This is a genomic window from Burkholderia sp. NFPP32 (genome assembly GCF_900119325.1).
Classification (GTDB): domain Bacteria; phylum Pseudomonadota; class Gammaproteobacteria; order Burkholderiales; family Burkholderiaceae; genus Burkholderia; species Burkholderia pyrrocinia_C.
This window is the reverse complement of record NZ_FPJP01000038.1, coordinates 19,547-33,440: the sequence shown is the minus strand read 5'-3', so window position 1 is coordinate 33,440 and position 13,894 is coordinate 19,547. Positions and strand designations below refer to the sequence as shown.

Sequence of the window (13,894 nt, the reverse complement as noted above, 5' to 3'; positions counted from 1 at the left end):
GTTCTCGACGATCTCCTCGACCTCCACCACGGTGATCTTGCCGGCCATCGCGCACATCGGGTTGAAATTGCGCGCGGTGCGGCGATAGATCAGGTTGCCGGACTTGTCGGCCTTCCACGCCTTCACGAGCGCGACGTCGGCCGTCAGCGACGGCTCGAGCACGTAGTGGCGATCGCCGAACTGGCGCGTCTCCTTGCCTTCCGCGATCACGGTGCCGTAGCCGGTATTGGTGAAGAACGCGGGGATGCCCGCGCCGCCCGCGCGCAGCTTCTCGGCCAGCGTGCCCTGCGGCGTGAATTCGAGCTCGAGTTCGCCGGCCAGGTACTGGCGCTCGAACTCCTTGTTCTCGCCGACGTACGACGAGATCATCTTCTTGATCTGGCGCGTTTCCAGCAGCAGGCCGAGACCGAAACCGTCGACGCCCGCGTTGTTGCTGATGCAGGTGATGCCCTTGACGCCCGAATCGCGCAACGCGCCGATCAGCGCCTCCGGAATCCCGCACAGGCCGAAGCCGCCGATCGCGAAGGTCTGGCCGTCGCGCACGATGTCCCGGAGCGCTGAAGCAGCGCTCGAATGAAGTTTACTCATACGTAATCCTTATTGATATTCGCGCCCGTCGGACGCGAATCGCCGGTGTAGGAAACCGATTCAGCGGGAGGATGTCGCGGGGTCAGACTTCGGCCACACTTTCAGGAAGTGAATGATCGGAAGTTTCGGTGTTGAACAGGAATCCTTCGTAATCGCGTTCGATGATGCCTTCGCATACGGCGATGTAGGAATCGAATCCCTCGAGATCGAGCAGGACGGCACGCGGCTTGCCGGGCACGTTTGCGCCGACGTACCAGGAGTTGCTCTGATGGATCAGCGTCTTCTCCGCGATCGCCTGGATGCGTGCCGTCCACGCTTCCTGCGCCGCGCGAGTCGGCTCGACGGTAGCCGCATCGTGGTGTGCGGCGCGCTCGATCAGCTTCATCACGAGTTCGACCTGGTGCTCGTCGCACGGCACCGCGCTGCTCAGCGAGGCGGTGCTGCCGGGACCCGCGATGTTGAAGAGGTTGGGGAACGCCGCGCTCATGAGCCCCAGATACGTCTGCGGGCCGTTCTTCCACGCGGTGCGCAGCGATTCGCCGTGACGCCCGCGAATGTCCACGTTCAGCAGCGCGCCCGTCACCGCATCGAAGCCGGTTGCGAATACGATCATGTCGAGTTCGATCTCGCGGCCGTCCGCGACGATGCCGTTGCGGGTGATCGACTCGATCGGCGTTTCCTTCAGGTCGATCAGCGACACGTTGTCGCGATTGAAGGTTTCGAAATAGCCGCTGTCGGCGCACAGGCGCTTCGTCAGGATCGGATGGCCGCTCGGCGTAAGCTTGTCGGCCAGCACGGGATCGTCGATCTTCTCCCGGATCTTCGCGCGGACGAATGCCGTGAGCGTGTCGTTCGCCTCCTTGTTCGTCAGCAGATCGTTGTACGACGTGTAGAAGCACAGCCCGCCCGCGGCCCAGCGCGCTTCGTATTCGCGCAGGCGCTCTTCCGGCGTGACGGACAGCGCGGAAATCCGCAGCGGTTGACGCGGTTCGCCGCCGACACAGACGAAGCCACCGGGCGATTGCCATTCCATGCGGCGCAGTTCCGTGTAGTTCGCCTTCATTTGCTGCTCGTATTCCGCGTCCATTGGACGGTTGCGCAGCGGGATGCTGTAGTTCGGCGTGCGCTGGAACACGGTGACGTGCGCGGCCGATTGCGCGGCGACCGGGATGAACTGAATCGCCGACGAGCCGGTGCCGATCACGCCGATGCGCTTGCCGGCAAGGTCGACCGTGCCGGTCGGCCAGCGCGACGTGAAGTAGGTTTCGCCGGCGAAGCTGCCGTATCCGGGGACGTCCGGCACCTTCGGCGCAGACAGGCAGCCGGTCGCCATCACGCAGTAGCGGGCGTGCAGTCGTTCGCCGGCGTGAGTGACGAGCGTCCAGCGGGCGCGCGATTCGTCGAACGTCGCGGCATCGATCCGCGTGCCGAGCTGGATGTGTTCATAGAGCCCGAAGCGGTGCGCGACGTGATCGAAATAGCGCAGCAGTTCGGGCTGCGATGCATAGCGTTCGGTCCAGCGCCATTCCTGTTCGAGTTCGCGCGAGAACGAGTACGAATACTCGAAGCTCTCGATGTCGACGCGTGCGCCGGGATAGCGATTCCAGAACCAGGTACCGCCGATGCCGTCCGCCGCGTCGACGAGCCGTACGGACAGACCGGCTTCCTTGGCCCGATGCAGCATGTACAGGCCGGCTACGCCGGCGCCGACGATGACCATATCGAATGCGGCGTCCTCGTCTCTTGATGCGATATTCACCATGTCAGTCCTTCAATATGAACGTGTTGCTGGATTGATCGGGTACTTCCGTTTCGATACAGGGAGAGCATGCGCCGGCCTGGAATCCGGCTGGCGCCCGGGCGGCATCGCAGCAGCGATGCGCGCGCCGGGAGAAGACACATCAGTCGTAGGCGCGCGAGCCGACGGACACGGTTGGCGCGGACCACTTTCGGCCATAAGCCAGCATCATCACGAAGCTGAGGACGAAACTCAGGCCGCCGACCATCAGCAGGCCGAGCTCGCCGAGCACGGGCAACAGGTTGGTGAGGAAGCCCGTCACGACCCAGGCGATCGCCATCACGGAGCCGGCGACGCCGAGCGCCCAGCCCTGGCGGTCCTCGGTCACCGCGTCCGAATACGCGGTGTACATGGTGGTGTATGCAACCATGTCGAAGCAGCCGACCACCATGCCGAGCACCCAGAGCGTGTTTTCGTGCGGAAACAGCGCCGACAGCACTTGCCCGACGCCCGCGATCAGCAGGCCCGTCTTCGCGATGTCGACCACGTTCCAGATTTTCAGCATCAGCCGCACGATCACCATCAGCCCGAACACGAAGGACATGCCGATCAGGCCGCTGAACAGGCCGAGCTGCGAGCTCGTGTACTGGAATTTCGTCTGCAGCACCAGCATGATCGTCTGCAGATACAGCCCGTAGCCGACCTGCATCAGGAAGAACACGATCGACAGGAACGCGATGCGGCGGTGCGTGCCGGCCTGGTAGATGATCCGCAGCGGCATCAGCAGGTCCACACGCGTGTTGCCGGTCGGCGCGACCGCGTTGCGATATGACCAGAACGTCCAGAGCCCGCAGACGACCGACAGCGCGGCGACCAGCAGGAACGGCGTGCCGTAGTTGAAGAACGGCGCGATCGTGCGGTCCGACGTGACGCCGCCGAGCACGGGGCCGACGATGACGCCCGCGCTGAACGCGATCGACATGATGCTCATGTTGTACGCCTTGGTTTCCGGCGTGCTCATGTCCGTGATCGCGGCCTGCGCGATTCCTTGGCAACCGGCCATCAGGCCGCTCAGGCCGCGTCCGATCAGCAACAGCGCGATACTCGGCAGCAGCGCGCCGAGCGCCATCAGCAAGTAGCTGAGAGCCAGCCCGAACACGCACAGCAGCATGATCTTCCGCCGGCCGTAGCCGTCGGACAGCTCACCCATCAGCGAGGAGCCGAAGAACATGCAGAACGGATAGACGCCGTACCCGAGCCCCAGATAGAAATTGCGGAGTTGCGGACTCGTATCGGCGCCGATGATGCCGGATTGGGGATCGGAGAAGATCGCCGCCATGATCGGGTACACGAGCCCGAACCCCATCGCGTCGATCGCGATGGCGAGCAGGCATGGACCCAGTAGTTTGAGATTGAGTTTGGACATGTATGGCCTCGGTAGTAACGTGACAGCTACAGTAGTCGAAGGCCGGTTTTGCGAGTAGAGACGTATCTGCAATAGAAATTATCGTAGTTACCGATAACCAACGATATCCTTTCAGACGTGTAAGGAACGGCTAATGGTAGCGGGTCTGCGGCCCGATGAGTTTTTAAACCGGGCAATCTTGTCGCGACGCGACGACGCTCGATCGACTGCGCGACGGCGCCTGCCGTCTTGACACCGTTCGAATCCGCGCCCTACCCCGTTGCCGCCGGCGCCGTTACACCGCCCCATCCCCGGCTCCTTTACGCCGCTCATCGACATGCCGGGTCGGCAATGCGGCGAGCCCGCGCACCGCCGCCGTGTTCTCGGCGCCGTCCTCGCTGCTGTCCGTGATCTCGTCCAGCGCCCGGTTGTTGGTGTACGGCCCGAACACCCCTATCGACACCATCACGATCAGCATGCTGCCGCCGATCAGCACGAACACCGCGGACACCCCGGCGCGTTCGAGCAGCAGCGCGACGATGAAACTGCTCGCGATTCCCGTCAGGCGGCCGATCGAATGCACGAAACCGAGCGCGCGCCCGCGGATCTCGGTCGGAAACACTTCCGACTGATACGCGGTGCCGTTGCTCGCGAGTACCGTGTTGGACAGCGTGACGAGCAGGCCGAACGCGATCACGAACGGCGCCTGCGCCGACATCGCAAACGCGGTGCCGAACAGCGCGACGCCGAACGCCGACGCGACGATCAGCCACTTGCGCTCGATCCGGTCGGCGAGCAGGCCGGCGACGAACGGCGACACCGGATACGCGAACGCGATCACGAACGCATACCAGAGGCTCTTCGTGACGGTCGCGCCCTGCGCGGCGAGCAGCGTCGGCAGCCACTGGCTGAAGCCGAAGAAGCCGATGCTCAGGAATGCGTTGAACACGATCAACATCGCCGTGCGGCCGCGATGCTGCGTATCCCACATCGACGGCGCGCGCCGCGCGGCCGGTGTTGCGACGGCTGGCATCCGGACCGCGGGCAGCGGCCGGCCGGATTCCCGCTCGACCGCCTGCTCGAGCCGCTGCAGCACGGCTTCGGCCTCGGCCTCGCGGCCGGTGCGGGCGAGCCAGCGCGGCGACTCCGGCAGCCGCGACTGCAGCCACCAGACGACGACCGCGCCGCTGCCGCCGAGCAGCACGACCCAGCGCCACCCGGACATGCCCAGCGGATCGTGCGGCACCCACAGCCACGACACCAGCGCGAGCACCGGCATCGCGAGATAGCCGACCGCGAAGCACAGCGCGAACGCACGGCCGCGCACGGCCTTCGGCACCAGCTCGGTCAGGAACGCGCCGATCGTGATCAGCTCCGCGCCGATGCCGCAGCCCGCGATGAAGCGGCACACGAGAATGCCGAGCGCGTGGGTCTGCACGCACATCGCAAGGCTCCCCGCCGTGTAGAGCAGCAGCGCGCCGGTGAACAGCGCGCGCCGCCCGAAGCGGTCCGCGAGGCGCGATACGAACATCTCGCCGACGAACAGCCCGGCGAACGTCGCCGCGCCGAGCGCGCCCTGGTCCGACATGCCGAGCACGCCGTGCGAGCCCGCGTGAAAGATGCCGTCGCGGATCAGCCCCGGCGGCAGGTAGGTCATCTGGAACAGGTCGTAGACCTCGAAAAACCCGCCGACGCTCAGGAACAGCACGAGCATCCATATGCTGGCCGTCGCGGGCAGGCGGTCGATGCGCGCGGCAATCGACGCCGCATGGGAATGGGACATGGCGACTCCTCGATGATCCGCCCGCGCGGCCTGCGCGAAGCGGCGGACCGAGCGCCGGCGCGGGGTGCGCGCGGCGCCGGCGTTCATACGGTGGCGACCGGATTGACCGGCGACCCGACAAGCCCGCGCAGGTGCAGCGGCGGCGCGGTCAGCAGGAAGCGGTTGCGCCGGTGCGCGCGCAACCAGTCGGCGAGCGGCGTCAGGTGCCACAGCTCGCCGAGATGAATGCCGAGCTTGAACAGGCACAGCTCGTGCAGCGGCATCAGCGCGCCGGGCCGCTCGCGCGCCGACGCATGGCGCGGGCGCTCCTCGACCGCGTGGTTGTCCGCTGCGAGCGCGGCGAGCCCCGATGCGTCGATCCATTCGAGCAGGCGCGGGTCGTTGCCGTCCAGCACGCAGCACACGTCCGGCGCGGCCTGCTCGCCGCGCGCGTCGGCGTCGAGCAGGCGATCGGCGAAGCCCGTATGCACGCACACGATGTCGCCGCGCTCGACGACCACGTCGTCCTCGCGCAGCACCGCCATCCATTCCGCGTAGCCGATCTTGCGCCGCTCGTCGCCGAAGTGGCGGCGCAGGTCGACCAGCACGCCGCGCCCCTGCACGCCGGTTTGCGCCATCACCTCGATGCCGAGCGCGCGCGCGCCGCCGCGCGGCGCGCCCGCTTCGGGCACCTGGATGTGCTCGTCCATCCGGTAGCCGTTGTAGAACACGCGGGCTCGCTCGCCGTCGCCCGCCGGATCGAACAGCGAGCCGACGTGCGACAGCGCATCCCATTGCGTCGAGAACTGCGAATGCATGCAGAACGAATCGTCGCAGACCACGTCGGTTGCGTTCGCAACCTGCTCGTCCGCCCGATAGCCGAAGTACGGCTGGTCGCCGAGCAGCGCCGGCATGATCGCCGGCGGCCGGCGCCGCGCGTTCAGCCCGCCGCCGTGCGGCACGTCGAGCGGCAGGCTCAGCGAAAACACGCGGCCTTCGCGCACCTCCGCGACGCCGCGCAGCACCGCGTCGGCCGTCAGCCAGTTCAAGCGCCCTTTCTGATCGTCCGGGCCAAAATCCCCCCAGTTCGAGCCGGGCGGCCGATGGGTCCAGCGTGGCTTCATGGTGTCTCCTCCATGCAATGTCCAGGGTGCGGCGGCCGTGCTTCGCGGCCGCGTCGCACGTCGCGCCTAGCGCGTGCGGATCACGCCCAGCCCGGCGAGCCGCTCGTATTCGCGTTCGCCGAGCAGCGGCAGCAGAATCTCGCGATTGTTCTCGCCGAGCGCGGGCGCCGGCCGGCGGAACGTGCCGGGCGTGGCCGACAGGCGCGGCGTGATGTTGTGCATCGGCAGGCTGCCGACGTCGTCGTCCGGCAGCTCGACGAGCGCCTCGCGCTCGATCACGTAGTGATCCTCAACGATCTGCGCGATGTCCTGGATCGGCCCGACCGTCACGCCGGCTTCCTCGAAGAACGCGAGATTGGCGTCGAGATCGCGCGCGGCGATGAATTCGCCGACGATCGCATCGAGCGCCTCCGCGTGCTGCACGCGCTGCACGTTGGTCGCGTAGCGCGGATCGTCGATCAGGTCCGCGCGGCCGATCGCGCGGAACAGCCGCTCGGCCATCGCCTGCGTCGAGCTCGACAGGCACAGCCACTTGCCGTCGCCGGTGCGATACGCGTTGCGCGGCGCGGTGTTCGACGAGCGGCTGCCGGTGCGCGCCTTGATCTCGCCGGTCATCACGTAGTTCGCGGCGGCCGGCCCGAGGATCGACAGCAGCGGCTCGAACAGCGACACGTCGATCACCTGCCCCGCCGCGCCGTGCTGGTCGCGCGCATGCAGCGCGACCAGCACGGCAATCGCGCCGGACAGCCCGGCCGTCATGTCGCCGAGGAACATCGGCGGCAGCACCGGCTCGCGATCGGCGAAGCCGTTGATCGCCGCGAACCCCGCATACCCTTCCGCGAGCGTGCCGAAGCCCGGCTTGTGGCGGTACGGCCCCGTCTGCCCCCAGCCGGAAATCCGCGCGATCACCAGCTCGGGACGGATCGCGAGCAGGTCGTCCGGGCCGAGCCCCATCTTCTCGGCGACACCGGGCTTGAAGCTCTCGACGAACACGTCCGCGTCGCGCACCAGCCGGCGGACGATGTCGATCCCCTCGGGCGCGCGCAGGTCGACGCATACGCTGCGCTTGTTGCGCCCGTACACCTTCCAGTTCGTGCTGATCCCGCCCGCGCCGACCGCGCGCAGCGTATCGCCGCGCTCGCTCTCGACCTTCACGACGTCCGCGCCGAAATCGGCGAGCTGCACGCTCAGCATGTTGCCTGCCATCAGGCGCGACAGGTCGACGACGCGCACGCCCGCGAGCGGCCCCTGCGCGCCGGCGTCGAACGGTTTCGGATGGATCGGGCCGGTGGACGCGCGACGGCGCGCGCCGGCCGCGTGAGCGGCCTGCGGGTCGGGAACGAACATGCTTGTCTCCTGGTTGGTGTGTGTGTCGTTCGATGCGGACTTCGAAGTGCGCGCGCTCGGTCGCGCACGACGCTACTCGAGCAGCACGCCGAGCTGGTCGGCCGCGCGGAACGCCGCGCTCGCGGCGGGCAGATCGCCGCCCAGCGCATGCGTCAGCTCGGCGGCGGCCGCCTGCACGCGCGGCAGGTAATCGGCCAGCACCTTCTTGTTGAAGCGATAGCGCGGCACGCCGAGCGAGATCGCGCCGCTCAGCACGCGGCCGACGCCGAACGCCGGGCACGCGATCGCCGCGCTTTCCGGGTCGCGCTCGGCGATCGACACCGCGTAGCCCTGCCCGGCCGTCTTCTCGTAGTCGCCGCCGCGCGTGCCGCTGAACGCGAGCAGTACGCGCCCGGCCGCGCCGACGTCGAGCGGGAAGCGGTCGCCCTCGCGCAGATGCGTGCGCACCGAGCGCTGCGCCTGGATGCGGAACAGGCACACGCGCTGGTCGCCTTCGCGCACGTAGAACGCGGCCGTCTCGCCGGTTTCCGCCGACAGCTTCGACAGGATCGGCATCACGTACTCGCGCAGTTGGAACGACTCGCGATACATCATCCCGAGCTGGAACACGGCGGGCCCCAGCACGTAGCGCCCGTCCGGCAGGCGCTTGATGAAGCGGAACTGCTCGAGCGACTCGAACATCCGCAACAGCGTGCTCATGTTGAGCCCCGTCTCTTCGCTGACCTGCGCAAGCATCAGCCCGCCGGGCGCGTTGCCGAACGCCAGCAGCGCGGTCAGCGCGCGGTTGACCGCGGCCACGCCGCCCTCTGCCTGATTGCTTGTCTCCACCTTGCTCATGTCCACCTCGTGCGATGCCGGCAGCGTCACGAGGCGACGCGGCGGCCGGCATCCGAAAAATGAAAGTCACTTTCATTATACGCAGATCATCGATGACATCAACATGAATCCGCGCGGCTTCGGTCGCTCATCTTCTTGCAACCGCCTTTGAAACTAGGCGTTAACGATAATCTTGACGAATGCCATCATCCATCACAAAAATGAAAGTGACTTTCATTTTTAGAGATCAACGATGAATTCGTCGCCTCAACCCGTCTGGCGTTCGCTGCTGTACGTCCCCGCTCACGTCCCCCGCTTCGTCGCATCGGCCTCCGCGAGCGACGCCGATGCACTGATCCTCGATCTCGAGGACAGCGTCCCGCCCGCGTGCAAGGAGGCCGCCCGCGACGGGCTGGCCGACACCGTGCCGGCGCTGCGCGCGCCGGGCCGCGACGTGCTGGTGCGCGCCAACGGCCCGCTCGACCTGCTGGTGCCCGACCTGCGCGCGGCCGTCCGTGCCGGCGTGGACGGCGTCGTGCTGCCGAAGGTGCGCGGCGGCTCGCACGTCGAGGCGATCGACGAACTGCTGGCCACGCTCGAGGAGGAAACCGGCGTGCCGCCCGGCGGCACGCGGATCGTCGCGATCGTCGAGACGCCGCGCGCGTTCCAGTCGATGGACCGGATCGCGCAGGCATCGCCGCGCGTCGTCGCGATGATGCTGGGCGGCGGCGACTTCGCGCTGAACTGCGAAAGCGGCGCGGGCGCCGACGTGCTGCGCGTGCCGAAGCAGCTGCTGATCATCGCCGCGCGCGCCGCCGGCATCCTGCCGCTCGGCCTCATCGGCGGCCTCGACGAACTGCGCGATCTCGACGCATTCGAGCGCCTCGCGCGCGCGTCCGCGGAGCTCGGCTATGCGGGCGCGACCTGCATCCATCCACGGCAGGTCGGCGCGCTCAACCGCGCGTTCCGGCCCGACGACGACGCGGTGCGCGACGCGAACGCCGTGCTGGCCGCCTACGACGACGCGCGCGCGAACGGGCGCGGCGCGTTGCGCGTCGACGGCAGGATGGTCGACGCGCCCGGCGTCGCCCGCGCGAAGCGCGTGCTCGCACGTCACGCAGCCGTGCAGGCACGTGCCGACGGCGCACCCCGGTGATGCGCGCGCCGCCCTTCATCGCCGTGCTTCACCCCTGCGCACGCGCGCGTCGCGCGGTGCACGCGTGCGTTCCACCGCTCCGCTGCCCGTTCGCCGCCCGGCCCGGATAGCGTCGCCCCGCAGCACCGCCGCATCGCTCGACCGGCGCGGCGCCGCATTCGAATAAATAACAAACCCTGGAAGGAGACAAGCCATGGGCAAGCGGATGTCCGCACTGTGCGGACTGGGCCTCGTATCGGCCGGCGCCTGCGCGCAGAGCACGATCACGCTGTATGGCGTGGCCGACATCTATACGGAATTCCTCACCCACCAGGCCGCGCCCGGCGACAAGTCGTCGGCATCGCTCGTGCGGATGGCGTCGGGCGGCAAGAGCGGCTCGCGCTGGGGCCTGAAGGGCGTCGAGGAACTCGGCGGCGGCTGGCAGGCCGCGTTCCGGCTCGAAAACGGCATCAACCTGAACAACGGCACCGGCACCGGCGCGGGCGGCTTCGACCGCTCCGCGTGGGTCGGGCTGCAGCACGAGCGCTGGGGCGCGCTGCGGCTCGGCCACCAGTACTCGACGCTGTTCGACGTCATGGAACGCTATTCGCCGACGGGCGCGTACTCGACGCTGTACGAGCCGGCCGGCGCGATCGTCGGCGTCAACTTCCGCGAGAACAACGTCGCCAAGTACCTGGCGAAGATCGGCTCGCTGACGCTCGAAACGCACTATTCGTTCGGCGGCACACCCGGCGCGTTCCAGTCGAACGCCGCCTACGGCGCCGGCTTCGACTATGCCGGCGGCGCCTTCTCGTTCGCCGCCGCGTTCGACAACGTCAACACGCCGCAGCCGGGCGGCTTCGCGCATTTCCGCCGCTACGCCGCCGCCGCGATCGTGTCCGTCGACCGCGCGCAGCTGCTGGCCGGCGTCACGCACGGCCAGAGCGGCGTCGCCACGCCGTCGGTCGTGACGAACTACACGTTCTGGTGGGCCGGCGTGCGCTACATGATCACGCCTTACCTGCAGGCGATCGGCGCGTTCTATTACGAGGACATCCGTGCGCAGAATCCGCCGAACGCGCAGACGCCCGCGCCGCACCCGGCCAACCCGCAGCAGGTCACGCTGCAGTTGAACTACTTCCTGTCGAAAGCCGTCACGCTGTACCTGGCGGGCGGCTACGCGCGCCGCGCCGCGCTCGATTTCGACAATTACAACTACAACTTCCTCCACTACTCGCTGGCCGCCGACCGCGCCGGCAGCGCGGGCGCCGCACTCGGCCTGCGCAAGCTGTTCTGAGCTCGCCTCTCCCCCAGTTTCAGGAACCTTCGGAGTCATCGCACCATGAACCGCCGCCACTTTCTTTCCACGCTGACCGGCGCCGCGCTCGCGCTGCCGCTCGCCCATGCCCGCGCCGGCGCGCTGCCGGCCGCCGGCATCACCGCCGACAGCCCGGATCTCGCGCAACAGCTCGCCGACTACGCGGCCGGGCTGCAGTATCGCGACCTCGACGCCGCGACCATCGAGACGATCAAGGCGCACCTGATCGATGCGCTCGGCTGCGCGATCGCCGCGCACGACGAACGCCCGGTGCGGATCGCGCGCGATGCGGCGCTCGCATCGCCGGGCGGCGTATCGACGATCGTCGGCACGAACCGGCGCACGAGCCCCGATCTCGCCGCGTTCGCGACCGGCACCGCGCTGCGCTACTACGATTTCAACGACGCGTACGCCGGCAAGGAGACCGGCCATCCGAGCGACAACATGTCCGCGTGCCTCGCCGTCGCCGAAGCACAGCATGCGACCGGCCGCGACCTGATCCTGTCGATCGCGATCGCGTACGAGATCGCGTGCCGGCTGATGGACGCCGCCGCGATCAGCCCGCGCGGCTGGGACCACACGTGCTACAGCCTGCCCGCCGTCGCGCTCGCCGCCGGCAAACTGATGCGCATGCCCGCGCCGCAGCTGGTGCAGGCGGTGAACCTGTCGATCAACAGCCATCTCGCGCTGAACCAGACGCGCGTCCAGCAACTGTCTAACTGGAAGGCGCTCGCCGATGCGGACGCGGCGCGCAACGCGGTGTTCTCGACGCAGCTCGCGCGCGCCGGGTTGACCGGCCCGTCACCGATCTTCGAAGGCATGGCGGGTTTTTTCCCGCAGGTGTCCGGGCCGTTCGCCGTCGACACGCGCGAATTCGGCGGGCGCGGCGGCGCGTTCCGGATCGGCAAGTGCTTCGTGAAGTTCTATCCCGCGCAAGGGCTCACGCAAACCGCGATTCCGGCCGCGCTCGACGTCGCCGCGCAGGTCGGCGACCTGCGCCGCATCCGGCGCATCGAGATCCACACGACCGAAGTGGGCTACGTGACGGCCGGCCGCGACCGCGAAAAATGGGCGCCGTCGACCCACGAGACCGCCGATCACAGCCTGCCGTACATCGTTGCGCGTGCGATGCTCGACGGCGACATCACGACCGAGAGCTACCGGCACGACGCGCTGCGCGATCCGGCGCTGCGCGCGCTGATCGAGCGGATCACGGTGCACGAAGACCCGGCGCTGACCGCCCGCTATCCGGCGCAGGCGCCGAACCGGGTGACGGCCGTGTGCGAAGACGGCACGACCTGCACGAAGCAGGTGGACGACCTGCCCGGCTCGCCGACTCGGCCGATGCGGCGCGACGACTACGACGCGAAGTTCACGAAGAACTGCCGGCGGCACTGGAGCCCGACGCAGGTCCGCGCGGCGCTCGATTACCTGTGGCGGCTCGACGAGCAGCCCGACATCGCCGCGCTGCCGCCGCTGCTCGTCGTCGGCCGACCCGTGTGAACGGCCCTGGGGCGGCTCACGCTAAGCCTCCGCCGCGACACCGTGCCGCTCGAGCGCTTCCGCGACCTCGACGATGCGGCCGCGCAGCCACGCGTGCGCGTTGCTGCCGTCATAGCGGCGGTGCCAGTACAGCGACCACGCGACGGGCTCCATCGCGAGCGGCAGCTCGCGGATCACGAGCCGCGCATCGTCGAGGCTCACCGCATGCCGCTCCGACATGATCACCGCGTACGGCAGCGCATCCAGCATGTTCGGCACGACGAGCCAGTGCGGCACGTTGAGCGCGATGCGCCGCGTGCAGTTCATGTTCGCGAGCAGGTTGTCGACCAGGCTGTGGTCGACCGGGTTGATCGTCACGTTGAGGAAGTCGAGCGCGAGGAACCGTTCGAGCGTCAGCGGCCTGCCCGCGTCCGGATGGCTACGGCTCATCACGCAGACCATCCGGTCATGAAACACGGTTTGCGACGACAGCGTGCCCGAATGTTCGAGGCCCGCGCTGACCGCCAGGTCGAGCAGCCCCGACTCGAGCGCGTCGGCGGTCTTGGCGGCGCTCATGTGCACGACGTCCATGCCGATATTCGGGCTGGTCAGGCGCATGCAGCGCAGCAGGGCCGGCAGCAAAAGCAATTCGGTGAGATCCGACATGCGCACCGTAAAATGGCGCTCGGACGTAAAAGGATTGAATTGATAATCCGATTCAAATAATTCCTCGATTTGTTGCATGATTTGTCGAATCGGCATGGCCAGCGCCTGCGCGCGCGGTGTCAATTCCATGCCGACCGCGGTGCGCGCGAGGATCTCGTCCTTGAACACGAACCGCAGCCGCGCCAGCGCGTTGCTGACGGCCGGCTGCGTGAGGCCGACCTTCTGGCCGGCCCGCGTGACCTGTTTCTCCGTCAGCAGCGCATCGAGTATGACCAGCAGGTTCAAATCGATCGAACGTAGATTCATGTTTGCGACCATCCACTAAACAGGTTAATCACCGCCTCCGATCACGATTTCGAAATTCCGCAATCGGAGCAATCCCCTGATATTTAGTGCAACGCACAAGAATAGTCCAATCTTGACTTGTCGATATTTTTTGGATAACGGTCGATATTATTTATGGTTTTAAATTAAATTGCCCGTTTCGCGTCGATTCTTCTGAATACCTTGTCA

11 protein-coding genes are annotated in these 13,894 nt (G+C 67.5%); 3 read left to right on the top strand and 8 right to left on the bottom strand.

The window, feature by feature from the left end; translation table 11 throughout:
- The 7 genes from BT264_RS35345 to BT264_RS35315 all read right to left on the bottom strand — a co-directional run.
- Positions 1–588: CoA transferase subunit A (locus BT264_RS35345; protein WP_143156759.1), on the bottom strand; the 588-nt coding region annotated here is incomplete at its 3' end.
- 82 nt (positions 589–670) lie between these two features.
- A complete protein-coding gene (locus BT264_RS35340) occupies positions 671–2,350 on the bottom strand; it encodes a flavin-containing monooxygenase (protein WP_072445215.1) in 1,680 nt (559 codons plus the stop codon).
- Positions 2,351–2,489: 139 nt separating this feature from the next.
- A complete protein-coding gene (locus BT264_RS35335) occupies positions 2,490–3,752 on the bottom strand; it encodes an MFS transporter (RefSeq protein ID WP_072445214.1) in 1,263 nt (420 codons plus the stop codon).
- A gap of 274 nt (positions 3,753–4,026) precedes the next feature.
- Entirely contained in the window at positions 4,027–5,514 is a 1,488-nt protein-coding gene (locus BT264_RS35330) for an MFS transporter (protein ID WP_072445221.1), read from the bottom strand.
- Positions 5,515–5,597: 83 nt separating this feature from the next.
- Positions 5,598–6,617: a cyclase family protein gene (locus tag BT264_RS35325; RefSeq protein WP_072445213.1), complete on the bottom strand. Its 1,020-nt coding sequence runs from the start codon at positions 6,615–6,617 to the stop codon at positions 5,598–5,600.
- Between the two features lie 66 nt (positions 6,618–6,683).
- Positions 6,684–7,964, bottom strand: a complete 1,281-nt coding sequence (locus tag BT264_RS35320; protein ID WP_072445212.1) for a CaiB/BaiF CoA transferase family protein — start codon at positions 7,962–7,964, stop codon at positions 6,684–6,686.
- Between the two features lie 72 nt (positions 7,965–8,036).
- The gene (locus BT264_RS35315; RefSeq protein ID WP_072445220.1) at positions 8,037–8,801 is read right to left on the bottom strand and encodes an IclR family transcriptional regulator; all 765 of its coding nucleotides are present in this window, start codon (positions 8,799–8,801) and stop codon (positions 8,037–8,039) included.
- A 232-nt stretch (positions 8,802–9,033) separates the two neighbouring features.
- Here BT264_RS35315 and BT264_RS35310 point away from each other — a divergent pair, with 232 nt between their 5' ends.
- The 3 genes from BT264_RS35310 to BT264_RS35300 all read left to right on the top strand — a co-directional run bounded on the left by BT264_RS35310 (position 9,034) and on the right by BT264_RS35300 (position 12,736).
- Positions 9,034–9,936: an HpcH/HpaI aldolase/citrate lyase family protein gene (locus BT264_RS35310; protein ID WP_072445211.1), complete on the top strand. Its 903-nt coding sequence runs from the start codon at positions 9,034–9,036 to the stop codon at positions 9,934–9,936.
- 193 nt (positions 9,937–10,129) lie between these two features.
- Positions 10,130–11,212 carry a porin gene (locus BT264_RS35305; RefSeq protein ID WP_072445210.1) on the top strand — a complete coding sequence of 361 codons (1,083 nt, stop codon included), beginning with the start codon at positions 10,130–10,132 and terminating at the stop codon, positions 11,210–11,212.
- Between the two features lie 45 nt (positions 11,213–11,257).
- A complete protein-coding gene (locus tag BT264_RS35300) occupies positions 11,258–12,736 on the top strand; it encodes an MmgE/PrpD family protein (RefSeq protein ID WP_072445209.1) in 1,479 nt (492 codons plus the stop codon).
- Between the two features lie 21 nt (positions 12,737–12,757).
- Here BT264_RS35300 and BT264_RS35295 read toward each other — a convergent pair whose 3' ends face one another.
- Positions 12,758–13,687 carry a LysR family transcriptional regulator gene (locus tag BT264_RS35295; protein ID WP_072445219.1) on the bottom strand — a complete coding sequence of 310 codons (930 nt, stop codon included), beginning with the start codon at positions 13,685–13,687 and terminating at the stop codon, positions 12,758–12,760.
- Positions 13,688–13,894: the final 207 nt, after the last annotated feature.